Source organism: Streptomyces sp. NPDC048057 (assembly GCF_040653095.1).
Lineage (GTDB): Bacteria > Actinomycetota > Actinomycetes > Streptomycetales > Streptomycetaceae > Streptomyces.
Genome location: NZ_JBEZNF010000019.1, coordinates 157,794 through 183,498, shown reverse-complemented (window position 1 = coordinate 183,498; position 25,705 = coordinate 157,794). Strand labels below are relative to the sequence as shown.

Sequence of the window (25,705 nt, the reverse complement as noted above, 5' to 3'; positions counted from 1 at the left end):
CGCCCGCGGGGGGGGGGCAGCCGCCGCACCAAAACACCATCCACCACCCCCGGCGCCCGCCCCCCCCTCCCGCGCGCGCCCCCCCCGCCCCGCCCCCCCCCGGCAGGTCGAGGCGTCACACCACGGCGCCCGACGCGTCGCGTTCCTTGGCCCGCGCGGGCCGGGTGCGGTCCTTCTCGGGGCGGCGCCCCTGGAGGATCACCGCCAGCGGCATCGCCGTGAACACCGTGGACGCCACCCCCACCACGACGCCGGCGAGCAGCGCGACGGAGAAGTCGGTGAGCGAGTCCCCGCCGAGCACCGCGAGCGCGATCAGGACGAACAGCGCGCCCATGCCGGTGTTGACCGTACGCGGCAGGGTCTGTGCCACCGCCTTGTCCGCGAGGTCCGGCCAGGCGGCCTTCGGCGAGGCGCGGCGCAGCTCCCGCAGCCGGTCGAGGACCACGACGGTGTCGTTGACCGAGTAGCCGACGACGGTCAGCAGCGCGGCGAGGAAGACGCTGTCGACGGGCTTGCCGAGCCAGGCGAACAGCCCCACCACCAGCAGCACGTCCTGCACCATCGCCGCGACCGCCGACGCGGCGAACGTCCAGCGGAACCGGATCGTGAGATAGAGCAGCTGAGCGGCGACGGCCACCGCCAGGGCGATCAGCGCCTGGGTGCGCAGTTCGCTCCCCAGGCTGGGCCCGATCATGTCGTCCCGTTCGACGGTCGCCCCGCCCGCCACGTCGGCGATGGCGGTGCGGATCTCCTGCTGCTCCTCGTTGGACAGTTCGCCCGTGCGCACGGAGATGCCGCTGTCGCCCGACGCCTGCACGACGGCCCGCGGGAAGCCGGCGTCCGCGACGGCCTGGCGCGCGGTGTCGGCGTCGACGGGCCGCTCGGTGGCGTACTCCACCACCCGCCCCCCGGTGAACTCGACACCGAACTCCAGTCCGCGGACGCCGATGCCGGCGAGGGCCACCAGCAGCAGGGTGCCGCAGCCGATGAGCAGGCGCTTGCGGTGCTGCATCAGCCGCGGCGGGCGAGCCTCCAGACGGGTGCGCAGCCGGCCCCGGGAGGCGATGCCGGTCAGCTTGGGCCGCTCGCGCACCCAGGAGCGTTCGAGCGCCCACTGGGCGAACAGCCGGGTGATGACCATCGCCGACACCAGCGAGGCCAGGACGCCGATCGCGAGCGTCACGCCGAAGCCCTTGACCGGGCCGATGGCGAAGGCGAACAGCAGGCCCGCGGCGAGCAGCGTGGTGATGTGGGAGTCGGCGACCGCGCTCCACGCCTTGTTGAAGCCGATCTGCAACGGTCGGCGCAGATCGGGCTTGAGCTTCCGGGTCGGCTTCAGATACTCCTCCCGGGCCCGCTCGAACACCAGGACGTTCGCGTCCACGGCGATGCCGATGGCGAGCACGAAGCCGGCGAGACCGGGCAGGGTGAGCGTGGCGCCGAGCGCGACCACGGCGGCGTACGAGATCAGCCCGTACAGGCCGAGGGCGATCGTGGCGAGCAGTCCGAGCAGCCGGTAGACGGCGATGATGAACAGCCCGGTTCCGGCCAGGCCGATGACCGCTGCCCAGGCGCTGGCCTCGATGGCGTCCGCGCCGAGCGTGGGGCCGACGGTGCTCTGCTCGATGACCGTGACCGGCACCGGCAGGGCGCCGCCCTTGACCAGCGCGGCCAGCTCCCGGGCCTCGTCGCCGTCGAAGCCCCCGGTGATCTGGGCCGAGCCACCGGCGATGCCGGCGCCGCACGAGACGCTCTGCTCCATGCCGGGCGCCGAGACGATCCGGTCGTCGAGCACGATCGCGACCCGCCGCGAGGGGTCGCCCGGCGCGGCGCAGGCCGCTTCGCCGGTGATCCGTTCCCAGTCGTTGCCCGCCTTCCCCTTGAAGGACAGGTCGACGGTCCAGCCGCGGCCCGACTGGGCGTCGAGGATCGCTTCGGCGTCCTTGACGCCGTCGCCGGTGAGCGCGGGCGGTGCGAGCGCGAGGAAGCCGCCCGGCACGTCGGGGTCGGGCAGCACGCGGGAGCCGTCGGCCGCGGGTGCCCCGGCCGGTCCGGGCGAGGCCGCCGTGACCGGGTGGAAGGTGAGCTGCGCGGTGCGGCCGATGACCTCGGCCGCCTCCTTCGGGTCCTGCACCCCGGGCAGCTCGACCTCGATGCGCTGGTCGCCGGAGCGCGCGAGCGAGGGCTCGGACACCCCGAGGGCGTCCACCCGCTGCCGCAGCACCTCCAGGGCGCGGTCGGTGGCGGCGGCATCGGCCTTCACGGTCGGCGAGTCCTGGGCCTCCAGGACGATCCGGGTGCCGCCGCGCAGGTCGAGCCCGAGGCGGGGCGACACGGTCAGGGCGACGTAGAGGGATACGGCGACGACGGCGAGCGCGGCGAGCGCGCGCCAGAACGTGGCACGGGACGACGTTCCACGGGGCGACAAGGGGGACTCCACGGGCAGCACGCAGACGCCGGGCGTCTGCGGACGGTCAAGGACCGGAGCACGGGAGCCGTCGGGGAACGAACCCCGGGCTCCGTGCGCCGCGGGGCGCGTACGGGAAGGCCGGACCGGGCCGCGGGGTGGCGGTGCGGTGGTTCCTGGTACGCGCCGGGTCGACGTCCGTCACCGGTGCCGCGGTCGGCGAGCAACACGGCTCGGGCCGAGGGTACGGCGGGGCGGACGCCGAAGCGCCATCTGCTGGGCCGTGGTGCGCACGGGGCGCCCGGGACACGGCTCAGGAACGGGTGGCGGGCGGTGCTCGGGTGCTGGGGGAGTCCTGGTGGCGCTGCGGCGGGCCGCGCTCCTGCCGGGGCCCCACCGGCTCGCCGCGCAGCAGCGGCGGCTGGGGGAGGGCGGTGAGCGGATGCGCGGACGCGGGCGGTGCGGTCGGCGGGCGGCTGCCCGTGTCGGAGGCCACGACCCGGTCGACGGCGGTGTTGGTGGCACGCCGGCTCTCCGGACGCAGCACCGTGGTGCGCTGTGCATTGCCCGCCCGGTCCGGAGTGGCGGGGTTCGCGCCGACCGGAGTGGTCAGGGTCGCACCGGCGGCGACGGCCGCCCGGGCGCTCGGAGCGGCGCCGAGCAGCACCAGCAGGGCCGCGCAGAGCCCGAGGAGCAGGGCCGGGAGCCTGAGGAAGCCGCTCGTGCGTGCGCGCTGCTGCACGTCGTCCCCCTTCCTGCTCGGTCCTGTCGTCGTGGCACAGCGTAGGCGACGAAAGGGGGTGCGGGGGAGCGCGCTCCGTGGGCGGCGGTGCGGACGGGCCGAAGCGGCGCGGGCCGGTGGTCCTCCGCGGAGGGAGGGACCACCGGCCCGCGCCGGTCGTCGACCGGGTGCCCGGGTCAGATGATGCTGACCCCGTAGGCGCTGAGCGCCTCGGTGACGGGCTGGTAGAACGTGACCCCGCCGGAGCGGCAGTTCCCGCTGCCGCCGGAGGTGAGGCCGAGCGCGGTGGAGCCGGAGAACAGGGCGCCGCCGCTGTCGCCGGGCTCGGCGCAGACGTTGGTCTGGATCATGCCGTAGACGACGTCGCCGCCGCCGTAGTTGACCGTGGCGTTCAGACCGGTCACCGAGCCGCTGTGCAGCCCCGTGGTGGAGCCGCTGCGCTGCACGGACTGGCCGACGCGCGCGTTGCCGGCGGAGGTGATGTCGCGGTAGCTCCCGTTGTAGAGGGAGACGCGGCCGTCGGCGGCGGACGCGTTGTTGTGGCGGATGATGCCGTAGTCGTTGTTGGGGAAGCTCGACCCGGTGCGGGTGCCCAGCGTGCTCGTACCGGACGAGTTGGTGTACCAGGTGCTGGCGATGTTGGTGCAGTGGCCAGCGGTCAGGGCGTAGTAGGTGCTCCCGCTGCGGACGTTGAAGCCCAGCGAGCAGCGGCTGCCGCCGGCGTAGATGGCCTGGCCGCCCGCGATCAGCTTGTTGAACGTGCCGTCGGTGCGCTTGACCTCCACGGCGCCGGACTGCTTGCCGACCGCCTTCTTGAGCGTGGCCAGCTCGGCGGTCGAGACGCTCTCGTCCGCGGTGACCACGACCTTGCCGGACGCGGCGTCGGTGTACCAGGCGGTGCCGGCCACGTCGGCGTCGAGCACGGCCTCGCTGGCCTGGGCCAGCTGCGCGGTGGTGGCGCGGGCGCTGCTGCTGCCCGACTCGGCCACGGCGGCGGGAGCGGCGAGCGCCGTGGCGGTGACCAGGCCCGCGGCGACGGCCAGCAGTCGTACGCGCCGGGAAACGCCGCCGTGGGGGGAAGTGCGCTTCTTCACTACTCGTCCTCCGGTGGGGTTCGGGACCCGTTGGGGGGCGGGTCCGCAACGGACGCCGATCGAGGTGGTGAGGTGCGGCGGACCGAACTCGTTTCGGTCATGTGCCTGTCAATCGACGTGGTTGGAAGCCTGGACTCCGGATGGATTCGGGGCAAGGACGTCTTTCGGTCGCTCTACGCGCGTTCAGCAGTGGTGTAGACCGCTTGGGTTGATCGCTGCTGCATGGCGCGGTGGGGGCGGTGGTGTCGCGGAGACGGCGGACGGGGGTGATGGTGACTCGCGGCGCACTGAACCGCTAGTCAGTAGTGGCCGGTTGGGTGCGGACGGGTGCCCGTCGCCGCGGCGCCGGGCTCGAAGTGCGTCCTCGCTGTTCAGTGCGGCGACGGCGATCGAGCTCGCCGGCGCGGAGCGACGCCCGGTGCGGTACGGGGTTTTCGGTACGGAGTCGGGGTCGTTCCGCCGGCTCGGGCCGTCGCGTCGAAGTCGTCGGGGGTGCGGGTGCCGGATCGCCCTCCCGGGGGTGCGCGGAACGGTCCGGCGGTGCGCGTGCGATCGGCCGGCACGGCCGCGGGGCGGGCGTTGGGTGAAGGGTGGTGGTTTGTCGACCGGAGATCCCTGTCCGGATATCGATGTTTGCCGCAGCACCCCGTGGGCGTACGTCCGAACCCCGCCTCCCCTTTGATCATTGACATGAATGGGCCCTGAAACGAAACTCGTCGGCGGGTGGTGAACGATGGTTCACCCGGCGCACGGCCGGCCGGGCGCGTCGGATCGACCGCGGGTCGCCCGGTACGCGTCGAGGCCGCGCCCGATCCCCTCGCCCAAGGAGCCCGAGATGACCGACCGCCTCCGCGACGTCTACGTGGTCGACGCCGTCCGCACCCCGATCGGCAAGCACGGCGGCGCGCTGAGCGGCGTGCGCCCCGACGACCTGGCCGCCGGCGTGCTCGGGGCGCTCGTCTCCCGTACGCCCGACCTCGACCCGGCCCGCATCGACGACGTCCACTTCGGCAACGCCAACGGCGCGGGGGAGGAGAACCGCGACGTGGCCCGGATGGCCGTGCTCCTCGCCGGGCTCCCCGTCACCGTCCCCGGCGTCACCGTCAACCGGCTCTGCGGCTCCGGCATGGAGGCGGTCATCCAGGCCGCCCGCGCGATCGCCGTCGGCGACGCCTCCGTGGCCGTCGCGGGCGGCGTCGAATCGATGAGCCGGGCGCCCTGGGTCGTGCCCAAGCCCGACCGCGCCTTCCCCGCCACTCACCAGGAGATGCACTCCACCACCCTCGGCTGGCGGATGGTCAACCCCGCGATGCCGAAGGAGTGGACCGTGACGCTCGGCGAGGGCGCCGAACTCGTCGCCGACCGCTACGGCATCGACCGCGCGGCGCAGGACGCCTTCGCCCTGGAGAGCCACCGCAAGGCCGCCCGCGCCTGGGAGGCCGGACTGTACGACGCGGAGGTCGTCGCCGTCGACGGAGTGGACCTGCCGCGGGACGAGTGCATCCGCGACACCACCTCCGCCGGGGCGCTCGCCGCGCTGCGCCCCGTCTTCCGGACCGACGGCACCGTCACCGCGGGCAACTCCTCACCGCTGAACGACGGCGCAGCCGCCCTGCTCCTCACCGACGAGGCCGGGCTGCGCGCCACCGGCCGCGAACCCCTCGCCCGGATCGCGGCCTCGGCCGTCACCGGCATCGAGCCGCAGTACTTCGGCGCCGGACCCGTGGAGGCGGTCCACCGGGCGCTGAAGAAGGCCGGCCGTCGCCTCGACGAGGTGACGGCCCTCGAACTCAACGAGGCGTTCGCGGCCCAGGCGCTCGCCTGCCTCGGCCAGTGGCCCGGGCTCGACCCCGACGTGGTCAACCCGCGCGGCGGCGCGATCGCCGTCGGGCACCCCCTCGGAGCGTCCGGCGCCAGGATCACCGGAGCCGTCGCCCACCAGCTCGCCGCGGCGGGCACCGGCACCGCGGTGGCGAGCCTCTGCATCGGCGTCGGGCAGGGACTGGCCCTCGTCCTGGAGCGCTGAGCCGCACCGAACGTGGTCGCACCGCGGCCGTGGCGCCGGGACGGGGCGGCCCGTGCCGGCGCCTTTGCGGCACCGGGATATCCGGTTGTCCCGCCGCGGACCGGACGGATAGGATCACGAGGTGACTGCCGGGTCGGCCGTAGGCCAACAACACCAGGAACGCCCGGCCTCTGAGTGAGGCGGGCGCGGGCGCGAGGCCCGCCCCTTGATGGCGTCGTGCTCCCCGTGAGACAAGTGGACGCCATGTGCCGTGCGCCCTTTCTCCGTGCGCCGGATGCGGTGTGATCGTCGCGCAGCGCCGCAACCACACCGCTCTCCCTTCTTTTTGTTCCCTTTTCACCTCCACCGCTTCGGTCGTCCGTCGCGTGCCGTAGGCACGCGCGCGCCGAAGCGGCGCCCCGCCCTGCGCGGACGCAGGACGTCAGCGGCGCAGTGCGCGCCGACGCAGACCCACGGACCGAGAAAGCAGAGAATGCCGAACGACTTCAACCAGCAGGTCATCGAGGAGTTCCGGGCCAACGCCGGGAAGGTGGGCGGCCCGTTCGAAGGGAGCCGGCTGCTCCTGTTGACCACCACCGGAGCCCGCAGCGGAACCCGACACACCACGCCCGTCGCGTATCTGCCCGACGGCGGCGAGCGCGTGCTCGTCATCGCCTCGGCGGCCGGCGCGCCCCGGCACCCCGCCTGGTACCACAACCTCGTGGCCAACCCCCGGGTCACCGTCGAGGACGGCGTCTTCACCTACGAGGCCGAGGCGACCGTCCTCGCCGGCGAGGAACGCGACCGGGCCTACGCCCGCGCCGTCGAGACCTCCGACGGCTGGGCCGCCTACCAGGCCAAGACGGACCGGGTGATTCCGGTCGTCGCCCTGCGCGGCATCGAAACGGGCCCGCCGAACGTCAACGGAGCCACGTCCTTCGGCACGATGCTCACCAGCATCCACGGCGGAATGCGCCGGGAGATCGAACTGATCCGCGCCGAAGTCGCCGCCGGCGGCCCTGGCCTCGGGGCGCAGCTGCGGGTCAACTGCCTGACCCTGTGTCAGGGGGTGCGCGCCCACCACACCGCCGAGGACCAGGGCATGTTCCCCGCGATCGCCGAGCAGCGCCCCGAAGCCGCCGCCGTCCTTGAACGCCTGGACGAGGAGCACCGGAAGATCGCCGCGCTCCTCGACGAACTCCAGCAGGTCGTCAGCGCCCGGGACGTCGAGCAGGCGACGGTCCTTGCGGAGGTCGACCGGCTCGCCGCCGAGCTGAACGCCCATCTGGACTACGAGGAAGCGCAGTTGATCCCCATGATCGACGGCTGATCCGCCGGCTCGACGACCGATCCGAAACCCGGCAGGGCCCGTGCGCGCCGCCGCCCGGCGCACACGGGCCCTGCCGGCTACGCCTCCCGGGGCAGTGCGGGCGGAGCGACGGCCGGCGGGCTCAGCCGGGCGAAGCCCTCCTGGCGCTGGTAGGGGAAGTACGGGTAGGGCGCCGTCCGGTGGCTCGCCGCGTCGAGCCGCGCCACCTGGTCGGGGGTGAGCGACCAGCCGACGGAGCCCAGGTTCTGCCGGAGCTGCTCCTCGGTGCGCGCGCCGATGATCACGGACGACACCGTCGGCCGCTGGAGCAGCCAGGCGATGGCGACCTGCGGGATCGCCTTGCCGGTCTCCAGTGCCACCTCGTGCAGCGCGTCGACGACGTCGTACAGGTACTCGTCCTCCACCGGCGGACCGAAGCCGGCCGTGCTGTGCAGCCGGCTGCCCTCCGGCAGCGGTCGGCCGCGGCGGACCGCCCCGGTCAGCCGTCCCCAGCCCAGCGGGCTCCACACCAGCGCGCCGAGCCCCTGGTCCAGCCCGAGCGGCATCAGTTCCCACTCGTAGTCGCGGCCGATGAGCGAGTAGTACACCTGGTGCGCCACGTAGCGCGTACGGCCGTGCCGCTCCGCGAGGGCCAGCGACTTCATCGCCTGCCAGCCGGAGAAGTTGGAGATCCCGAGGTAGCGGACCTTCCCCGCCCGGACGAGGTCGTCGAGGGCCGCCAGGACCTCCTCGACCGGAGTGCCGGCGTCGAAGGCGTGCAACTGGAACAGGTCGATGTGGTCCGTGCCGAGCCGGCGCAGGGCGTCGTCGACCGCGGTGATCAGCCGGGCGCGCGAGGTGCCCGCGTCGCCCGGCCCGTCGCCCATCGGCAGCCCGGCCTTGGTGGAGACGATCACGCGGTCCCGCCGGCCCCGGATCGCCTCGCCCAGGACCTCCTCGGAGGCGCCCTGCGAGTAGACGTCGGCGGTGTCGAACATCGTGACCCCGGCTTCGATGCAGATGTCGACGAGTCGACGGGCCTCGCGCGCATCGGTGTTGCCCCAGCCGCTGAAGAGCGGTCCGCGTCCACCGAAGGTCCCGGCGCCGAAGCTCAGGACGGGGACCATGAGTCCGGACGTGCCCAATCGCCTGTGTTCCATGTCTGCTCCTCGGATGCCCGATGTGTCCAACGTGCTCACCACTGACCAACGCGCCAAGGCCGCTCGCGGAACGGCCCACAAGGCTCCTAACGGATCTGGAGTTCCGTTAGGATCGGTAGCGTAGCGGAGAAGCTAACGGAACGGGAGTCCCGTTATGAGTTCGACTGAAGCGGAACCGGGGAGCGTTCGCCCCGGTGGACGGACGGCGCGCGTACGGACGGCCGTGCTGCGGGCGGCCGGCGACGCCCTCGCGGAGCGCGGCTTCGCCCACCTGGACCTCGCCGACGTGGCGCGCCGGGCGGACGTGGGCAAGACGACGGTCTACCGGCGCTGGGGCACGGTCACCGGCCTCGTCGCCGACCTGCTCCAGGACATGGCCGAGCAGTCGCTGCCCCGTACGGAAACCGGCGCGCTCGTCGACGACCTCGTGGCCCACGCCCGCCTGGTGCAGCGGACGTTGACGGACCCGCGACAGGGGCCGCTGTTCAAGGCCGTCATCGCCGCGGCCACCTGTGACGCGAAGACCGCCGAGGCCCTGCACCGCTTCTATGCGACGCGCATCGCCGAGTGGGCGCCCTGCGTGCAACAGGCGGTGGCACGGGGCGAGGTGCCCGAGGGCACCGACGCCCACGAGGTGATCCGCGCCGTCTCGGCCCCGCTCTACTATCGTCTGCTGGCCAGCGGTGACCGCCTCGACGAAGCTGCCGCGGACCGGGCCGCGCACGCCGCCGCGGCTGCGGCGCGCGCCGGCGCGTACCTTCGCGTCGAGAGGATCCGCTAAAGGCGTGGAAGGGCGCAGTCGCCCCGTGCTTGCATGGGTGACATGGTGTCTGCTGACCGTCTGCTCGCCTTCGCCGTGATGTCCTTCCTGTTGATCGTGGTCCCGGGCCCGAGCGTGCTGTTCGTGATCGGCCGGGCGCTGGCCCAGGGCCGCCGCGCCGCGCTGACCTCCGTGATCGGGAACACCGCGGGGGCCTACGCGCTGATCGTCGCCGTCGCGCTGGGCGTCGGCTCCCTCGTGGAGCGTTCGGTCCTCCTCTTCACCGTGCTGAAACTGGCGGGCGCCGCGTACCTGGTGTACCTCGGCGTCAAGGCGTGGCAGGGGCGCGGCCAGCTGCGGGCCGCGACCGAAGCGGACGGTCAGGGTGCCGGGGGCGACACCGCGCACGGTGGTCGACGCGTGTTCTGGGAGGGGTTCCTCGTCGGGGTGTCGAACCCCAAGACGATCGTGTTCTTCGCCGCCGTGCTCCCGCAGTTCGTCGACCGCGGCCGAGGTGACGTCGTGCTCCAAATGCTGGTGCTCGGCCTGGTCTTCAACGTGATCGCGCTCGTCTCCGACTCCGTGTGGGGGCTCGGCGCCGCCACGGCGCGTAGCTGGTTCGCCCGCTCGCCCGAGCGGCTCTCCCTCGTCGGCGGCGTCGGCGGACTGGCCATGATCGGCCTCGGCGTCACCGTGGCCGTGACCGGACGCAAGGACTGACCGCCGGGGCGATCAGGGGCTCGTCCGGTCCGCGGTCACTCCCCGGCGGCCCGGCCGTGCGGTGGGTGCGAGGTCAGGACCTTGGCGACGAAGTCCGCCAACTGGGCCCGCATCCTCTCCCGCGGTACGTCCTCTCCCGCGGCCAGGTGCTCGACGAGGTCGGCCCGCGTGGCGGCGAGCAGGGCGTGGGCGGTGAAGCCGCCGTCGGTCAGGCCGGGGATCTGCTCCAGTGCGCCTTGGAGCATGCGGTGCCACCGCTCGTAGTGCTCCGTCCGGTACGGACTGGTGCTGCTCCCGCCCTCCTCCAGGGCCAGCGCGAGGCTCCGGTTGTCGAGCTTGAGGCAGAGGGCGGCGTCGAGCAGGGCGGGTACGCGTTCGCGCGGCGGGGTCGCGGGCCCCAGGGGTGGCGGGCCGGCTTCGATGGCCTTTCTGATCGGTTCGAGCCGCGACTCGTACAGCGCCCGCAGCAGCCCGGCGCGATCGCCGAAGGCCCGGAAGAGCGTGCCCTTGCCGACGCCTGCGGCTGCCGCGATGTCGGCCATGGTGATGTCGGCGGGGCTTTCGCCGCGGGCGAAGAGGGCGTCGGCGGCTGCGAGCACGGCTTCGCGATTGCGGGCGGCGTCTTTGCGGGACCTGGGCTCGTCCATCCTGACGTCCTCCATTTACAAACCGGACCGCGGGTCCGTATCGTCAAGCGGACCCAGGGTCCGGATTCTGTGACTGGAGGATACCCGTGTCCGCACCGACGTCTGCGGCGGAGCTGTACCGCCACGGCCTGCAACTGCTCCTCGACAAGGACATCCCCGCGTGGGTCGCCCTGTGGGCCGAGGACGGCCTCATGGAGTTCCCCTTCGCCCCCGCGGGCTGGCCCCGGCGCCTGGAGGGCAAGGAGGCCGTCGCCGACTACCTGCGCCACTACCCCGACCGCATCGACCTGCACGACTTCACCGACCTGCGGATCCACCAGACCACCGATCCGCAGACCATCGTGGTCGAGATGCGGGGCGTCGGCCGACTGGTGCAGACCGACGCCCCCTTCGACATGACCTACATCGCCGTCGTGACCGTACGAGAAGGGCGCTTCACCTCCTACCGCGACTACTGGAACCCCCTCGCCGTCCTCGAACCCGGCACCGACTTCACCGGGAGCAGCCGATGACGACCGCCGACGCCACCCTGGTCATCGGCGCCACCGGTACCACCGGCAGCCGCACCGCCGCGCAACTGACGGCCGCAGGCCACCGCGTCAGAGCAGCCAGCCGTCAGGCCACCGTGGTGGACGGCGCCGAGCCGGTCCTCTTCGACTGGTACGACCCCGCCACGCACACAGCCGCCCTCGACGGCGTCGACCGCGTCTATCTCGTACCGCCCGTGGGCGACCCCGACCCCGCGGCGATCATGCTGCCGTTCCTGCGTCTGGCCCGCAGCGCCGGCGTGCACCGCGCGGTGCTGCTGAGTTCCTCGGCCGTCCCCGAGGGCGGACCGGCGGTGGGAACGGTGCACCAGGCCCTGCCCGATCTGTTCGAACAGTGGGCGGTACTGCGGCCCTCGTGGTTCATGCAGAACTTCACCGGCGCGCACGCGCACGCTCACAGCATCCGCGCCGAGGGCGTCATCCGCACCGCCACCGAAGGCGGCCGGGTCGGCTTCGTCGACGCCGAGGACATCGCGGCCGTCGCCGTACGCGCTCTGACCGACGAGCAAGCCCCCGACACCGATCTCGTCCTCACCGGACCCGAAGTGCTCAGCCACGACGAGATCGCCGCGACCATCACCGAGGTCACCGGTCGGCCCGTCGCCCACCGCCGTCTGTCCTACGAGCAGATGCGCGACCGCCTCACGGCACAGGTGCCGGTGGAGTTCGCCGCCATGCTGGCCGGCTTGGACCGTGCCATCGCCGAAGGGGCGGAGGACCGCGTCACCGACACCGTCCGACGCCTCACCGGTCGGCCCCCGCACACCTTCCGCGCCGTCCTTGAGAGGGAGACGCGACACGGCTGATGCGGGCCCAGGACCGGGGGCCGTGCGGGCCCCGCCGCGTTGGCGGGGACCCGCACTGCCACCGTCCGCCGGTGGCTTGACGGCCCGGCCTCATGTCAGATGACGCACGAAGAACTGTGCCGTGGCGTCGGCGGCAGCGCGGTGTTCCCCCAGGCCCCCGTGCACCCCGCGCAGGCGCGGCCGTCTCACGCGACGTCGTGGACCGTGGTGGCGATGCCGCGAGCACTCAGGGTTTCGGTGACGATCGGCTCGATGCGGTCCCACGTGCCGCCGGCGAGACCGCAGCCGATGCGGGGCATGTGCACGGAGGCGTCGTGGGCGAGGGCGCGCTCGCCACCATCGAGGACACCAGCCGGGAGACCCTGGCGGGCCTGCGCCGCATGCTCGGCGCGCTGCGGCAGGCGGACCGGTCGGACGGGGCCGGGGACGCGCCGCTCGGACCGGCCCCGGTGTTGGCCGACGTCGAACGGCTGGTGGCGCGCGGCAGGGACGCGGGCCTGCGGGTGGACGTCGAGTGGCGCGGCGAGCACCGGGCGCTGCCGGCGGAGTTCGAACTGTCCGGCTACCGCATCATCCAGGAGGCGATCACCAATGTGGTCCGCCACTCGGGAGCGGACGCCTGCCGGGTGACCGTCGAGCGCGGCGAGGACGACCTGTCCATCGAGGTCACCGACGAGGGCCGCGGCTCGACGGTGCTGCCCGGCGCCGCCGGATACGGACTGACGGGCATGCGGGAGCGGGCGGCGCTGCTGCACGGCGAGTTCACGGCCGGACCGCGTCCCGAAGGCGGCTTCCGCGTGGCCGTACGCCTTCCGCTGCCGATGGCGGTGGCATGATCCGCGTCCTGCTCACCGATGACCAACCGCTGGTCCGGCACGGGCTGCGGGTCCTGATCGCCGACCGCCCCGGGCTGGAGGTGGCGGGGGAGGCCGCCGACGGCGAGGAGGCCGTGCGGCTCGCCGCCCACCTGGCCCCGGACGTCGTCGTGATGGACATCCGGATGCCGGGCATGGACGGCATCGAGGCCACCCGAAGGATCGCCGCCGCCACCGCACCCCCCAAGGTGCTGATCCTCACCACGTTCGACGACGACGAGTACGTCTACGGGGCGCTGCGCGCCGGCGCGAGCGGCTTCCTCGTCAAGGACATGGACATGGACCAGATCCTCACCGCGGTCGAGGTGGTCGCCGCCGGCGACGGCCTCCTCGCGCCGAAGGTGACCGGCCGGCTGATCGCGGAGTTCGCGGCCCGCCCCGGGACCGCCGCACCCCGCCCGGCCCCGGTGGAGGGCGTCACCGCCCGTGAACGGGAAGTGCTCACCCTGGTCGGCGGCGGCCTGTCCAACGGGGAGATCGCCGCCCGGCTGCACATCAGCCCGGCCACCGCCTAGGCCCACGTCAGCCGGCTCCTGACGAAGCTGTCCGCCCGCGACCGGGTGCACCTGGTCATCACCGCGTACGAGTGGGGGTTGGTCACCCCCGGGCGGGGGCCCAACTGACCCTCCCGGGACAGCGGTTCACGCTTCGTGCCCCAGCCCGGTGACGTACGGCTCCAGCTTCGCCGGGTTGATGATCCACATGATGCGTTCGATGCCCCGCTGCGACGCGTCGACGGACAACAGGGCCACGGCCCGACCGCCGTTCGAGACGAGGACCGCGGGCAGGCCGTTGGCCTCCACCCGGCGGACGTCCGCACCGGACCAGAAGCGCGGGGCGAACGCCGCGAGGTAGCGGGACACCCGCGACCGCCCGACGACGGGGACCTTGGACGCGCCGCGCGTCCCGCCGCCGTCGGAGTAGCTGACCACGTCCTCGGCGAGGACCTCTTCGAGCACCGACAGGTCACCGGTCCGCGCGGCGGCGAGGAACACCTCCAGCAGTCGGCGGTGCGCCGCCCGGCCCACCGGCTCCCCGCGCGGCGCGGACAGGTGCCGACGGGCCCGGCTCACCAACTGGCGCGCGTTGGCCTCGCTCGTCTCAAGGATCTGCGCGATCCGCCCGTACGGGTAGTCGAAGGCTTCCCGCAGGACGTACGCGGCCCGCTCGACCGGGTTCAGCCGCTCCAGGAGGTGCAGCACGGCCAGGGTGAGCGCCTCCGCCCGCTCCGCGCCCACCTGCGGGTCCGTGCTGGTGTCGACCGGCTCCGGCAGCCACGGCCCGACGTACGACTCCCGCCGGACCCGGGCCGACTGGGCGACGTTGATCGCGAGGCGTGCGGTGACGGTGGTGAGGAACGCGGCGGGCTCGCGGACCTCGGTGCGGTCGGTTCCCTGCCACCGCAACCACGCTTCCTGGACGACGTCCTCGGCCTCCACGGCGCTGCCGAGCACGCGGTACGCGATGCCGAAGAGCCGGGGGCGGACGGCGACGAACTCCTGCGCCGCCCGCTCCAGGGAGTCCGTGTCCTCGCCGGCTCGCATCGTCGCCCTTCAGTTCGGTGGGCGTCATGCTACAAGTCGCCGGCACGGCACCGTCGAAGCGCTACGGGGCCGGACGCGGCCGTGCGGCGGCGCCCGCCAGCGCCCCGGCCACCACCAGGTAGGGCAGCGCGAACAGGGCGAACAGCGCGCCGTGCGCCACCTGCCCGGAGGCCGCCCCGTACACCGCGTACACCAGCAGCGTCGTCACCTCCGTCCCCAGGCCCGCGAGCGACGTCACCGTGGCCCGGCTCGGGCCGGACAGCGCGTCCTGGAGCCGGGCGTCGGCGACGACGTCGGCCAGTTGGAAGACGCAGAACGCCACCGCCAGCAGGACGAACCCCCAGGGCGAGCCGGTGAGCGCGCCCACCGCCATCAGCCCCGCCGAGACCGTCAGCAGGGCGGCGGTGCGGCGCGCGGACATGCCCTGCGCGCGGGCCGCGAGCACCCCGCCGAGCGCCACGCCCACGTACACCACCAGCACCAGCAGCGGCACGTCCGGCGTCGCCACGCCCGTCGCCGCGGCCAGCAGCGGCACGTACTCGTCCAGCGAACCCCACACCGTCGACAGCACCACCACCGTCACCAGGGCCCGGCGCACCGCGGCGCTGCGCCGCACCTCGGCGAGGCCGGACCGCAGCACCGCGCCGTACCCCGGTTCCTGTGCGTCGGCGTCCGCGGCCCGGGCGTCGCGGTTTTCCGGCAGGGACGCCGCAACCAGGGCGCACAGCAGGCACGCCGCCACGCTCGCGACCCCGAGGGCCGGGAAACCCCCCGCGGCGAACACCGGTGCAGCCGCGGCGGTGGCGGCGGCCGTCGCCAGGGTGGCGAGCGCGGCCGAACGGCCCATCAGCCGGGCGTACCGGTCGGTGGCGTCCAGCCGTGCCAACTCCTCGTACACCAGCGCCTCCAGCGCACCCGAGGCCAGCGCCCCGCCGAGGCCCCACAGCACGAAACCGGCGGCGAAGGACGGGTACGAGGGCACGGTCACCCACAGGGCGAAGCCGGCGCCCGTCAGCAGCGGACCGGTGACCAGCGCCGAGCGCCGCGACACGGCGTCCGCCCAGACGCCCGACGGCACCTCGGCGAGTAGGGAGGTGAGGGACCAGATGACGAAGAGCGAGGAGATCTCGGCGGTGCTCAGCCCGTGCTCGGCGAAGAGCAGTGCGTAGACGGGGTAGAGCAGGACGAGGTCCCGCAGCCCGCAGTGGACGAGCAGCCGGCGCTGCAAGCGCCCCAGGGAGCGGTCGCGTTCGCTCACGGGCGGGCGCGGGGGCAGGGCGGTACGACGGGTGGGCACGACGAAGTCCTCCGGAAGGGAAGCGGGCAGGGGGCGGGGGAGCACCCTGCCGGCGGAGCCCGGGCGCGTGCGCCGGCAGCTCCGCTGATTCCCTCCGGTCCGGACGGGTCTTCAGTGCACGATCATGGTCGTTGTCGCATGGCGATCAGTGTAGGCGTACGGAGTCGAACGCGGGGGCGAGTAGTTCTGGTCGTACGGGGGCGAAGACGTCAGGAAGCCGCGTCCGCGCGGGCGGCGGGCAGTTCCGCCCACACCTGCTTCCCGCCCGCGAACGGCACCGAGCCGTACGCCGTCGCCAGCGCCTGCACGATCACCAGGCCGCGGCCCCCGGTCGCCTCCAGATCCAGCGCCGTCGACCGGACCGGGGCCCTGGGGGACGAGTCGTTGACCGCGATCCGCAGTCGCTGCCCGGTCAGCGTCAGATCGAGCCGCACCTGGCCGCGGGTGTGGGCGACCGCATTGGTGACCAGTTCGGAGACGATGAGCTGCGCGGTGGCCACGTCCACGGACACGTCCGCCCCCGCGCCCCAGGAGCGCAGCGTGCGCGCCGTGAACCGTCGGGCGTGCACGATGGCGTCCGGCAGCCGCCACACGGCCCATTGGGCCCGCAGCGGACGGGAGGCCGTCCCGTCGTACCGCAACAACAGCAGCGCCACGTCGTCGTCGCGGCGGTCCACGTTCCCGAGCAGGTCGTCGGCCATCCGCCCGATGTCCGTCGGATCGGCGGCGGAGAACAGGGTCCGCAGCCGCTGCACCCCGTCGTCCAACGGCAGGCCGGACGCCTCCACCAGCCCGTCCGTCAGCAGCGCGAGGACGCCCCCGGGCGCCAGCCGGGCCTCCGTCATGGGGAAGCGGGCGTCCGGCAGGACGCCCAGCGGGGGCCCGCCGCGCACGGCTATCTCCTCGGTGACGCCCCCGGGGCGTCTGACCAACGGCGCTATGTGGCCGGCCCGGACCAGGAGGGCCGCGCCCTCCTCCATGTCCAGGTCGACATAGCAACAGGTCGCGAAGAGATCGGTCTCCATGCCGGTCAGCAGCCGGTTGGCGAGGCTCACCACCACGTCGGGCGGGTGGCCCTCGACCGCGTACGCCCTGATGGCCGTGCGCATCTGCCCCATGATGGTGGCCGCCTCCGCGCTGTGCCCCTGCACGTCGCCGATGACCAGTGCCACATGGCTGTCCGACAGCGGAATCACGTCGTACCAGTCGCCGCCGACCTCCAGGCCCACCGTCGCGGGCAGGTAGCGGGCCACGGCCTGGCCCCCGGGCAGCCGCGGCAACTTGCGCGGCAACAGGCTCCGCTGGAGGGTGCGGGCCAACTCGTGCCGGGCGTCCAGGGCGTGCGCGCGCATCAGCGCCTGCCCCACCAGGCTCGCCGTCGCCGTCAGCAAGGACCGCTCCTCCGGCTCGAACCGGTGCTCCTCGTCCCAGCCGACCAGACAGACGCCCACCATCCGGCCGTCGGCCTGGAGCGGAAGTATCGCGAGCCCGCCCGGCCCGATGTGGGTCAGGTCCGGCTCCAGGTCCGCGCCCGGCAGCCAGACCGTGACCGTGCCGTCCCGCAGGGCGCGCGCGAGGGTGGGCAGGGCGCTGCGGGCGGCGTCCGGCCACTCCGAGTGCCATTCGGACCGCCACAGGGCCGGCCAGGCGTCCGGGTCCGACGGGTCGAGGATCGTCACGAACAGCCGCTCCGCCTCGACCTCCGCGACCGCCACCCGGCTGGCGTTCAGCGGTTCGCGCAGCGCCGCCACCACCACCTCGCTGACGTCGCGCACGGTCGTCGCCCCGGCCAGCTCGGCCGAGAGCCACTGCACCCGCGACACCTCGTCGGCGCTGGGCCGCAGGTAGGAGGCGTCGGCGAGGACGCCGAGCATCCGGCGGGGGGTGCCGTCGACGGCGGGCAGGATCCGACAGCGCAGTCCGAGCCAGCGCAGCTCGCCGTTGAGGCAGCGGATGCGGAACGCGAGCTGGTGCTCGCAGGAGGTCCAAAGGCCCGGCTCCACCACGGACATCAGGGCCGGGACGTCGTCCGGGACGGCACAGGCGACCAGGGTCGCGGCCCGGCCGTCGAACTCGCCGGGCGGCAGCCCGAGCAGGTCCAGCACCCGGTCGTCCGCCGTCATCGCGCCGGTCGCCAGGTCCAGGGTGAACGCGCCGCTGCGCAGCGGCACCAGACCGGACAGACCGCTGTCGCGGTCCGGCCGGGGCGTGCGGCGCCGGGTGACCTCGTACGCCTCGATGCCGGCGGCCACCTGGTCCGCGTACAGCTCCAGCAGATGGCGGCGGTCCACGTCGAAGCCCTCGGGCGCCACGCCCGCGACCACCAGGGCGCCGCGTCGGCTGGCGTGCCCGCCGAGCGGGAGGACCGCCAGCGACGACCCGGGCGGCCAGCTCTTGACCAGGTCCCGCAGCTCGGTGTCCGCGGCGGGGTGGTGCTCCTCTTCCGCGCCGTGGTCCGACGGGCCGTCGGGGTCGAGTCGCGCGGTCACGTCGAGCAGGGAGGTGGGGTCGAGCCAGCGGGCCCGGCCCGTGCGGAACGATTCAGCAACGGGGGAGCGGCTGGCGAGGTGAACGGCGGGAGGCATGTCGTACTCGGCGTCGGGGCCGTCGACGGTCTCGGCCAGCTCAAGCCGGTCACCGTGTTCGCCTAAGAGGTACACGCCTGCGAAATCTGTTCCGCAGAACGCGAAGTGTTGCCTGGTCAAGGCCCGAATCGCCCCCAAGAAGCCGTGGCCGTGCGCAGTGGTTCAGGGCAAGGGGCGAGCCGGGGACGGCTGAGATGCGGCCCTCGCCGTGGCCGCCCACTCTATGGTGCGCCGGCCGGGAGGGCAGGCTGATGGCGCAGCGGACGGCGCCCGGAGATCGCGGGGGCGCGGGATCCGGACGCCCCGCACGGTCGCTGCCGGAGCTGCCGTACGGGCGTGCTGCCTGGCCACGGGCGTTTCGCGCCCGCCGAAGGGCGTGCCCCCGAGCGGTGCATCGGGGTGTCGGCGACCGTCGGACCAGACCGTACGCGACATCAGGATGGCCAAAAAACGCCGTACCCATGGGCCGATACACGGCGCCGACCAGGGCGGCCCTTGCTCTGGCACGGCCGGTCGACCTAGGGTGAATGCGCTTTCATAGTGCATCAGCAAACGCATCACGAGACAGAAGAAGCGGACGGTCGGTCGGGTGAGCGCCCCCACTGTGTACGACGTCGCCGAGAAGTCGGGCGTCTCCATCGCGACGGTGTCGCGGGTCTATCGGAACCCCGACTCCGTGCGCGACCAGACCCGGGACCGGGTCCTGGAGGCCGCCCGGGAGCTGGGGTACGTGCCGAGCGGCAGCGCCCGCGGGCTCGCCAGCCGGTCGACCGGCGTCCTCGGCCTGTGCTTCCCCGACTACGCCGACCCGGACGCGGAGGCGGACGCCGTCGACGACGACGCGGCCGTCCTCTACTCGGACCAGATCATCCGCGGCATGGAGCGCGCGGCGCGCCGCCACGGCTACGCACTGCTGATCGCCGCCTCCCTGGAAGGCGGGCCGCGCAGCCTGGTGGAACAGGTCGCCGGGCGCGTCGACGCCTTCGCCGTGCTCGCCCGCACCGTCCCCACCGAGGACCTGGAGGTCATCTCGCGCCGGCTGCCGGTGGTGATGCTGGCCGGGCCGCGCGAGATCGACCACCTGGACCACATCGAGGTGGCCAACTTCGACGGCGAACGCGAACTCGCCCGCCACCTGGTGCGCGACCACCGGCTGCGCCGGCTCGCCTTCGTCGGCGGGGAACAGGACTCGCCGGACGCCGAAGCGCGCTTCGCCGGCTTCCGCGAGGCGTGCCGGGAGTCCGGGCTGCCGGTGCCGAACGAGCCGGCCGTACGGGTGACGATGATGACCCAGGCCGAGGGCGCGCGGGCCGCGGAATCGCTGCTCGACCGGGCCGGGGAGCGCCCGCAGGCGCTGCTGTTCGCCAACGACCAGATGGCCATCGGCGCCCTGCACGCGCTGGAGCGGCGCGGGGTGCGGGTGCCGGAGGACGTCGCGGTCGTGGGGTTCGACGGGATCCCGCTGGGGCGGATCGTCCGCCCGGCGCTGACCACGGTGCGCCAGCCCATGCGACGGCTGGGGGAGGAAGCGGTGGACCTGCTCGTACGGCGGCTGGGGGAGCGCGACCGGGACCCCGTCTCGCTGATGCTGCCCGTCTCGCTGGTGCGCCGCGCCAGTTGCGGGTGCCCCGCCCCGGACTCCGCCTGATGTGACGTGCCCTGACTGAGGGCGCCCTGCGAACCACTTCCGTCCCCTCCGCCTCCTGCCCCGGCTCCGTCGAGCCGGGGCAGGAGGTTTTTTCACGCTGGCCGTCATCCGTGCGACGGGTCGAAGAAAGCGGAATTGGACACATTTGCTTTCGGTTCGCAAACGTCCCGGCCTAGCGTGCGGAGAGGGGGCGTCGAGATGACGGTGCCGTTACGCAAGCGTTATCCCAAGGGTTCTTGCGTATGTCCAAGGGCTGGCGCAGGGTGATGTATGCGCTTACAGGCAGCGCATACATACCGGCGACGTCGCCGGACGCTCAAGGAGGAGCCCCATGCACCGCACCACTGGAAAAGCCTCGGCCGCCCTCGTACTCGCGGCCGTGCTCTCCCTCTCGGCGTGCGGTGGATCGGGCGGCTCCGACGTGGCGGCCGACGAGAAACAGACACTGACCGTCTGGGCCATGGGCACCGAGGGCGAGAAGCTGGGCGCGGTCGCCGCCGCGTACCAGAAGGAGAACCCGAACATCACCGTGAAGGTGACCCCGGTCGGCTGGGACGTCGCCCACCAGAAGCTGGTCTCCGCCGCCGCGGCCGGCAAGCTGCCGGACGTGACGCAGATGGGCAGCACCTTCATGGGCGAGTTCGCCGAACTCGGCGTCCTGGAGCCCGTGGACACCGCGAAGTTCAAGAAGGACGACTTCTTCGCCGCGGCCTGGGACGGCAACGTCGTCGACGGCAAGGCGTACGGCGTCCCCTGGTACACCGAGGCCCGCGTCCTGTACTACCGCACCGACCTCGCGCAGCAGGCCGGCATCACCAAGCCCCCGGCGACCTGGGCCGAGCTGTCCGCGCTCGCCACCGCGTACCAGAAGCAGGCCGACACCACCTGGGGCATCTCGCTCCAGCCGTACAACCTCGACGCCTGGCAGAACTGGCTGCCGTTCTTCTACTCGGCGGGCGGCGAGCTGACGAAGGACGGCAAGCCCGCGCTCGACAGCGCGGCCGCGGTCACCGCCCTGAAGGAGTACGGCTCCTACTTCGACAAGGGCCTGGCGAAGAAGAGCGTCCAGCCCGGCTACGACGTGGTGAAGGACTTCGGCAACGGCAGCGTCCCGATGTTCCTCTCCGGCCCCTGGCAGTCCACCAACATCGCCGAGAACCAGCCCCAGCTGAAGGGCAAGTGGGCCGCGGCCCCGCTGCCGGCCGGCGCCTCCTCCACCTCCTGGGCGGGCGGCTCCAGCCTGGTGGTCTCCAAGGACAGCAGGCACAAGGCCGCAGCCGCCGACTTCATCGCCCACCTCAGCGAGCCGGCGACCCAGGCCGACTGGTACGAGCGCACCACCGACCTGCCGGCCAACAAGGCCGCCTGGGACCAGGGCAAGCTCGCCACCGACCCGATGGCCAAGGTCTTCCGCACCCAGTTGGAGAGCGCCAAGGCGATCCCGGCGCTCGCCAAGTGGGCCGAGATCGGCTCGAAGATCGACGAGGCGATCGAGTCGGTCACCCAGGGCAAGGCCACGCCCGAGCAGGCCGCGAAGAAGATGCAGTCCGAGACCGCCCCGCTGGTGGGATAGGGCATGGGCACGGTCACCGAAACGGTCGCCGAGACCCCGCCGGGCGCGGCGCGCACCGCCGCGCCCCGGCCGGGCAGGAAGCGGCGCCGCGCGGGCGTGCACCACCTGGCGGGCTGGCTGTTCTCCACGCCCTTCCTGGTGCTGTTCGCCGTCTTCATGGCGATGCCGATCATCGCCACCCTGGTGATGAGCTTCACCGACTTCGGACTGCGCAACGTCACCGATCCGTTCTCCGCGAAGTTCGTCGGCTTCGAGAACTACACGAAGCTCCTGGACGACGAGAAGTTCCTCAAGTCGCTCTTCAACACGGCGTACTTCGTCGTCGTCGGCGTGCCGCTGACCATCGGCGCCGGACTGCTCGTCGCTGTCCTGCTGAACAGCGGCATCGACCGGATGCGCACCTTCTTCCGGATCGGCTTCTACGCGCCCGTCGTCACCAGCATCGTGGCGATCGCGGTCGTCTGGCGCTTCGTCCTGGACCCGGCCGACGGCCTGATCGCCGGCGTCTTCGCCGAGTTCGGCGCGAGCGCGCCCGACTTCCTCGGGTCCGAGTCCCTGGCGATGCCCTCCCTGATCACCATGGCGATCTGGCGCAACCTCGGCACCGTCATGGTGCTCTTCATCGCCGGCCTCCAGTCCATCCCCACCGAGGTGCGGGAGGCGGCCCGGCTGGACGGCGCCGGAGCGTGGCACGAGTTCCGCTCCATCACGGTGCCCCTGCTGCGTCCCACGCTGCTGTACGCCACCGTCATCACCACCATCGGCTACCTCAACGTCTTCGAGGAGCCGTTCGTGATGACCAACGGAGGGCCCTCCAACAGCACCCTCACCGTCTCCCTGAACATGTACCGGGAGGGCTTCAGCTTCTTCCACATGGGTTACGCGAGCGCCATGGCGTACGTGCTGTTCGTGATCATCATGGGGGTCACGGTGCTCCAGCTGCGTCTGCTGAAGGACAACACGAAATGAGCGGCACCGCACCGATGAAGACGCCCGCGAAGCAGCCGACGCCGCCGGCGCGGCGGCGCTCGGAGCAGGCCCGGCAGCGCTCGGGGGGCCGGCTGAAGAAGCCCGCCGCCTATCTGCTGCTGGGCGTGGGACTGGTCCTGATGGCCGCCCCCTTCCTGTGGATGGCGCTCTCCGCCTTCAAGACCAAGCCGGAGCTGGCCGCCAGCCCGCCGGTGTGGATCCCCACCGAGTGGACCCTGTCGAACTTCCGCGACCTGCTGGACCTGCTCGACCTGCCGAAGTACTTCCTCAACTCCATCGTCGTCGCCACCCTGGTCACCGTCTCGAACCTGGTGTTCTGCTCGATGCTCGGCTACGCCCTGGCGAAGCTGGAGTTCGCGGGCCGCAACAAGGTCTTCGGCCTGGTGCTGGGCGCACTGATGGTGCCCGGCAACCTGATGCTGCTGCCCCTGTTCGTCCTGATGAGCAAGATGCAGCTGATCGACTCGTACGCGAGTCTCGTGCTGCCGTTCGCCGCCGGGGCCTTCGGGGTCTTCCTGATGCGCCAGTTCATGCTCTCCGTCCCGGACGAGCTGCTGGAGGCGGCCCGGCTGGACGGCGCCGGCGAGTGGTACATCTTCTGGCGGATCGTGATGCCGCTGGTGAAGCCGGCGCTGGCGACCCTGGCGATCCTCACCTTCCTCCAGTCGTGGAACAACTTCGTGTGGCCGCTGATCGCCACCAACGACCCCGACAAGTACACCCTGCCGGTGGCGCTGGCGACCTTCGCCACCGACCCCAACCGGGCCAACGGCGCCAACGGCGTCCTGATGGCCGGCTCCTTCCTGGTGGTCCTGCCCGTCCTGCTGGTCTTCGCCGTGCTCCAGCGGCACTTCACCCAGGGCATCGCCACGGCCGGTCTGAAGTAGACCGCCCGGCCGGTCCGGAGCGATCCGGCCGGTCCGCCCCGCCCCACCGGGCACCCGACGTCCACCCCCCTCACGGCGGCGCCCGCCGCCATGCCCCTGATGAAGAGGTCTGCACTGTGATGACCGAAAAGTCCGCCGCCCACGCCGACTGGGACTCCCGCATCGGCAAGCCCAGCGACGCCCGGCTCACCGGCGCCGGGGAACTGCCCCCGCCGGGCGGGCTCGTCGCCACCAGCGGCACGGGGCTCGTCCTGCTCGACTGGGCGCCCGTGGACGGCGCCCTCGGCTACCTCGTCCACCGTGCCGAGGACCCCAGCGGCCCCTTCGAACCGCTCGACCACCTCGGCGGCGACGTGCTGGCCGTGCCCCACCCCCCGTACGCCGACACCCTCGCCGAGCCCGGCCGCGACTACCACTACGCGGTCGCCACCTGGTCCGACGACGGCGCGGGCGCGCTGTCCGACGTCGCCGGCGCCCGCGCCCTGCCCGCCGGCGAGGAGCCCGCCGCGGTCTCCGTCGCCGTCGACGCGTCCGCGCCGACCACGGAGCTGCCCCGGGTCTGGAACCGCATGATCGGCGCCGAGCACTTCTCGCTCCTCGTGTGGGACCGGCCCGGCCCCGGCGGCTCCGACGTCGCCGCCGAGTACGCCGAAGCCCTCGGCATCGTCCGGGACGAGCTGGAGGTGCGCACCGTCCGCGCCCACGGCACCTTCCTGCCGGAGACCGTCACCGTCAACGACGACGGCTCCTTCGACTTCTCCGGGCTCGACGCCGTCTACGACCGCTTCCTCGACACCGGCCTCAAGCCCGTGGTCGAGCTCTCCTTCATGCCGAAGGAACTCACCGCCGACCCCGACTACACCGTCTTCGACTACAAGGCGCAGGTCTCCGTCCCCCGCGACTGGGACCGCTGGGGCGAGCTGTGCCGGGCGCTGACCGTCCACCTCCAGGAGCGCTACGGCCGCGACGAGGTCGCCGGCTGGGAGTTCGAGGTCTGGAACGAGGCCAACCTGGAGGTCTTCTGGAACGGCACCCAGGAGGACTACCACCGCCTGTACGAGATCGCGGTCGCGGCCGTGAAGGGCGTCGACGACCGCATCCGGGTCGGCGGACCGTCCTCCGCGGCGGCCGGCTGGGTCGGCGCCCTGCTCGAACACTGCCGCAAGCACGACGTGCCCGTCGACTTCGTCTCCACCCACACCTACGGCAACGCCCCGCTGGACTTCCGCCCCATGACGCGGGCGTTCGCCGAGGCCACCGGCCAGCCGGAGCCGGAGATCCTGTGGACCGAGTGGGGCGTCACCCCCACCCACTTCCACCCGGTCAGCGACTCCGTCTTCGCCGCCCCCTTCGTCCTGCGCGGCATGAAGAGCGCCTTGTCCTCCACCGACTGCCTCGCTTACTGGGTCGCCTCCGACCAGTTCGAGGAGCTGGGCTGGGCGCCCCGTCTCTTCCACGGCGGCTTCGGCCTGCTGACCGTCGGCAATCTGCGCAAGCCGCGCTTCTGGGCGCTGCGGCTGCTCACCCTCCTCGCCGGCGGGCGCATCACGGCCGAGGTCACCGGCGACGGCGCGGACGCCCTCGTCGAGTGCCTCGCGACGCGTACGGAGGACTCCTCCTCGCTCGACGTCCTGCTGTGGAACGGCACCCTCGACCAGTCGAAGATCGCCGGGGCGTCCGCGCTGGACCGCCGGGCGACGGTCACCCTCACCGGCCTTCGGCCCGGCAGCGCCCACACCGTGACCTCGCACCGGGTCGACGAGCAGCACGGCAACATCCAGGCCGTGTGGAACGAGATGGGCGGCGGCGACTGGCCCGACGCCGAGCAGTGGGCGGCGCTGCGCGCGGCCGACCGACTGCCCGAGGAGGACCTCGGCACCCACACCGCCGACGCCGACGGCCGTCTCGCCCTCACCGTCGAGCTGCCGAACCCGGGCATCCGGCACCTGCGCGTCGCCCGCGCCTGACCGGACGCCGCACCGACGGCGGCGGGCCCGGGTCCGCCGCCGTCCTCCCCGCCGCGCGGGGGCCGCCGTATTCTCCCTGCCGACGGCCCCCCCGCGCCCCATGCCACCCCCCGCTCCACCGCGTCACCTCCACACCCCCGC

Annotated in this window: 20 protein-coding genes and 2 pseudogenes; 13 read left to right on the top strand and 9 right to left on the bottom strand. The window is 73.0% G+C overall.

The window, feature by feature from the left end:
* Window positions 1–115: 115 nt before the first annotated feature.
* The 3 genes from secD to AB0E05_RS23245 form a co-directional block, all read right to left on the bottom strand.
* On the bottom strand, window positions 116–2,428 hold the full coding sequence (gene secD, locus AB0E05_RS23255) for a protein translocase subunit SecD (protein ID WP_361966470.1): 2,313 nt from the start codon (window positions 2,426–2,428) through the stop codon (window positions 116–118).
* A gap of 292 nt (window positions 2,429–2,720) precedes the next feature.
* Entirely contained in the window at window positions 2,721–3,149 is a 429-nt protein-coding gene (locus AB0E05_RS23250) for a hypothetical protein (protein WP_361966468.1), read from the bottom strand.
* A 176-nt stretch (window positions 3,150–3,325) separates the two neighbouring features.
* Complete coding sequence (locus AB0E05_RS23245) at window positions 3,326–4,243, bottom strand: S1 family peptidase (protein ID WP_361966466.1); 918 nt, start codon at window positions 4,241–4,243, stop codon at window positions 3,326–3,328.
* Window positions 4,244–5,078: 835 nt separating this feature from the next.
* Between AB0E05_RS23245 and AB0E05_RS23240 the strand changes: the two genes are divergently transcribed.
* Together AB0E05_RS23240 and AB0E05_RS23235 are read left to right on the top strand one after the other, a co-directional pair.
* Window positions 5,079–6,269 carry an acetyl-CoA C-acyltransferase gene (locus AB0E05_RS23240; RefSeq protein ID WP_361966464.1) on the top strand — a complete coding sequence of 397 codons (1,191 nt, stop codon included), beginning with the start codon at window positions 5,079–5,081 and terminating at the stop codon, window positions 6,267–6,269.
* Window positions 6,270–6,741: 472 nt separating this feature from the next.
* Entirely contained in the window at window positions 6,742–7,578 is an 837-nt protein-coding gene (locus AB0E05_RS23235) for a nitroreductase/quinone reductase family protein (protein ID WP_361966462.1), read from the top strand.
* Between the two features lie 77 nt (window positions 7,579–7,655).
* On the opposite strand, the gene AB0E05_RS23230 is transcribed toward AB0E05_RS23235, so the two are convergent.
* On the bottom strand, window positions 7,656–8,717 hold the full coding sequence (locus tag AB0E05_RS23230) for an aldo/keto reductase (RefSeq protein ID WP_361966460.1): 1,062 nt from the start codon (window positions 8,715–8,717) through the stop codon (window positions 7,656–7,658).
* 154 nt (window positions 8,718–8,871) lie between these two features.
* On the opposite strand from AB0E05_RS23230, the gene AB0E05_RS23225 reads away from it, so the two are divergent.
* Both AB0E05_RS23225 and AB0E05_RS23220 read left to right on the top strand, forming a co-directional pair.
* Window positions 8,872–9,498 carry a TetR/AcrR family transcriptional regulator gene (locus AB0E05_RS23225; RefSeq protein ID WP_361966458.1) on the top strand — a complete coding sequence of 209 codons (627 nt, stop codon included), beginning with the start codon at window positions 8,872–8,874 and terminating at the stop codon, window positions 9,496–9,498.
* Window positions 9,499–9,540: 42 nt separating this feature from the next.
* Window positions 9,541–10,197, top strand: coding sequence for a LysE family translocator (locus AB0E05_RS23220; protein ID WP_361966456.1), 657 nt, complete (start codon window positions 9,541–9,543; stop codon window positions 10,195–10,197).
* 35 nt (window positions 10,198–10,232) lie between these two features.
* On the opposite strand, the gene AB0E05_RS23215 is transcribed toward AB0E05_RS23220, so the two are convergent.
* Complete coding sequence (locus AB0E05_RS23215; RefSeq protein ID WP_361966454.1) at window positions 10,233–10,844, bottom strand: TetR/AcrR family transcriptional regulator; 612 nt, start codon at window positions 10,842–10,844, stop codon at window positions 10,233–10,235.
* 86 nt (window positions 10,845–10,930) lie between these two features.
* On the opposite strand from AB0E05_RS23215, the gene AB0E05_RS23210 reads away from it, so the two are divergent.
* Together AB0E05_RS23210 and AB0E05_RS23205 are read left to right on the top strand one after the other, a co-directional pair.
* Window positions 10,931–11,356: a nuclear transport factor 2 family protein gene (locus tag AB0E05_RS23210; RefSeq protein WP_361966452.1), complete on the top strand. Its 426-nt coding sequence runs from the start codon at window positions 10,931–10,933 to the stop codon at window positions 11,354–11,356.
* Window positions 11,353–12,198, top strand: coding sequence for an NmrA family NAD(P)-binding protein (locus AB0E05_RS23205; protein WP_361966450.1), 846 nt, complete (start codon window positions 11,353–11,355; stop codon window positions 12,196–12,198). The genes AB0E05_RS23210 and AB0E05_RS23205 overlap by 4 nt, the downstream gene beginning before the upstream one ends.
* 185 nt (window positions 12,199–12,383) lie before the next feature.
* Here the strand turns inward: AB0E05_RS23205 and AB0E05_RS23200 are convergent.
* Window positions 12,384–12,524: pseudogene (locus AB0E05_RS23200) on the bottom strand (Appr-1-p processing protein); the annotation flags it as partial.
* Between the two features lie 54 nt (window positions 12,525–12,578).
* Between AB0E05_RS23200 and AB0E05_RS23195 the strand changes: the two are divergent.
* Together AB0E05_RS23195 and AB0E05_RS23190 are read left to right on the top strand one after the other, a co-directional pair.
* Window positions 12,579–13,034 (top strand): ATP-binding protein, encoded by a 456-nt coding sequence (locus AB0E05_RS23195; protein ID WP_361966448.1) that lies wholly within the window; start codon window positions 12,579–12,581, stop codon window positions 13,032–13,034.
* A pseudogene (locus AB0E05_RS23190) lies at window positions 13,031–13,696 on the top strand (response regulator transcription factor). The gene AB0E05_RS23195 and the pseudogene AB0E05_RS23190 overlap by 4 nt, the downstream one beginning before the upstream one ends.
* 18 nt (window positions 13,697–13,714) lie before the next feature.
* On the opposite strand, the gene AB0E05_RS23185 reads toward AB0E05_RS23190, so the two are convergent.
* From AB0E05_RS23185 to AB0E05_RS23175, 3 genes are all read right to left on the bottom strand, one after another.
* A complete protein-coding gene (locus AB0E05_RS23185; protein WP_361966446.1) occupies window positions 13,715–14,617 on the bottom strand; it encodes an RNA polymerase sigma-70 factor in 903 nt (300 codons plus the stop codon).
* Between the two features lie 61 nt (window positions 14,618–14,678).
* Entirely contained in the window at window positions 14,679–15,914 is a 1,236-nt protein-coding gene (locus AB0E05_RS23180; protein WP_361966444.1) for an MFS transporter, read from the bottom strand.
* A gap of 209 nt (window positions 15,915–16,123) precedes the next feature.
* Window positions 16,124–18,574, bottom strand: a complete 2,451-nt coding sequence (locus AB0E05_RS23175) for a SpoIIE family protein phosphatase (protein WP_361966442.1) — start codon at window positions 18,572–18,574, stop codon at window positions 16,124–16,126.
* 514 nt (window positions 18,575–19,088) lie between these two features.
* Between AB0E05_RS23175 and AB0E05_RS23170 the strand changes: the two genes are divergently transcribed.
* The 5 genes from AB0E05_RS23170 to AB0E05_RS23150 all read left to right on the top strand — a co-directional run bounded on the left by AB0E05_RS23170 (window position 19,089) and on the right by AB0E05_RS23150 (window position 25,564).
* Window positions 19,089–20,147 (top strand): LacI family DNA-binding transcriptional regulator, encoded by a 1,059-nt coding sequence (locus tag AB0E05_RS23170; protein WP_361966440.1) that lies wholly within the window; start codon window positions 19,089–19,091, stop codon window positions 20,145–20,147.
* A 331-nt stretch (window positions 20,148–20,478) separates the two neighbouring features.
* Window positions 20,479–21,720 carry a sugar ABC transporter substrate-binding protein gene (locus AB0E05_RS23165; protein ID WP_361966438.1) on the top strand — a complete coding sequence of 414 codons (1,242 nt, stop codon included), beginning with the start codon at window positions 20,479–20,481 and terminating at the stop codon, window positions 21,718–21,720.
* A gap of 3 nt (window positions 21,721–21,723) precedes the next feature.
* The gene (locus tag AB0E05_RS23160) at window positions 21,724–22,689 is read left to right on the top strand and encodes a sugar ABC transporter permease (protein WP_361966436.1); all 966 of its coding nucleotides are present in this window, start codon (window positions 21,724–21,726) and stop codon (window positions 22,687–22,689) included.
* Window positions 22,686–23,597, top strand: coding sequence for a carbohydrate ABC transporter permease (locus tag AB0E05_RS23155; protein WP_361966433.1), 912 nt, complete (start codon window positions 22,686–22,688; stop codon window positions 23,595–23,597). Before AB0E05_RS23160 ends, AB0E05_RS23155 begins: the two co-directional genes overlap by 4 nt.
* Window positions 23,598–23,716: 119 nt before the next feature.
* Window positions 23,717–25,564: a glycoside hydrolase gene (locus AB0E05_RS23150; RefSeq protein WP_361966431.1), complete on the top strand. Its 1,848-nt coding sequence runs from the start codon at window positions 23,717–23,719 to the stop codon at window positions 25,562–25,564.
* The last annotated feature ends 141 nt before the right edge of the window (window positions 25,565–25,705 follow it).

Bases quoted from the DNA above. Each gene is read 5' to 3' on its own strand.
- AB0E05_RS23240 (WP_361966464.1), top strand. From the start codon at position 5,079: ATGACCGACCGCCTCCGCGACGTCTACGTGGTCGACGCCGTCCGCACC.
- AB0E05_RS23235 (WP_361966462.1), top strand. From the start codon at position 6,742: ATGCCGAACGACTTCAACCAGCAGGTCATCGAGGAGTTCCGGGCCAAC.
- AB0E05_RS23230 (WP_361966460.1), bottom strand. From the start codon at position 8,717: ATGGAACACAGGCGATTGGGCACGTCCGGACTCATGGTCCCCGTCCTG.
- AB0E05_RS23225 (WP_361966458.1), top strand. From the start codon at position 8,872: ATGAGTTCGACTGAAGCGGAACCGGGGAGCGTTCGCCCCGGTGGACGG.
- AB0E05_RS23220 (WP_361966456.1), top strand. From the start codon at position 9,541: ATGGTGTCTGCTGACCGTCTGCTCGCCTTCGCCGTGATGTCCTTCCTG.
- AB0E05_RS23215 (WP_361966454.1), bottom strand. From the start codon at position 10,844: ATGGACGAGCCCAGGTCCCGCAAAGACGCCGCCCGCAATCGCGAAGCC.
- AB0E05_RS23205 (WP_361966450.1), top strand. From the start codon at position 11,353: ATGACGACCGCCGACGCCACCCTGGTCATCGGCGCCACCGGTACCACC.
- AB0E05_RS23195 (WP_361966448.1), top strand. From the start codon at position 12,579: ATGCTCGGCGCGCTGCGGCAGGCGGACCGGTCGGACGGGGCCGGGGAC.
- AB0E05_RS23185 (WP_361966446.1), bottom strand. From the start codon at position 14,617: ATGCGAGCCGGCGAGGACACGGACTCCCTGGAGCGGGCGGCGCAGGAG.
- AB0E05_RS23165 (WP_361966438.1), top strand. From the start codon at position 20,479: ATGCACCGCACCACTGGAAAAGCCTCGGCCGCCCTCGTACTCGCGGCC.
- AB0E05_RS23160 (WP_361966436.1), top strand. From the start codon at position 21,724: ATGGGCACGGTCACCGAAACGGTCGCCGAGACCCCGCCGGGCGCGGCG.
- AB0E05_RS23155 (WP_361966433.1), top strand. From the start codon at position 22,686: ATGAGCGGCACCGCACCGATGAAGACGCCCGCGAAGCAGCCGACGCCG.
- AB0E05_RS23150 (WP_361966431.1), top strand. From the start codon at position 23,717: ATGACCGAAAAGTCCGCCGCCCACGCCGACTGGGACTCCCGCATCGGC.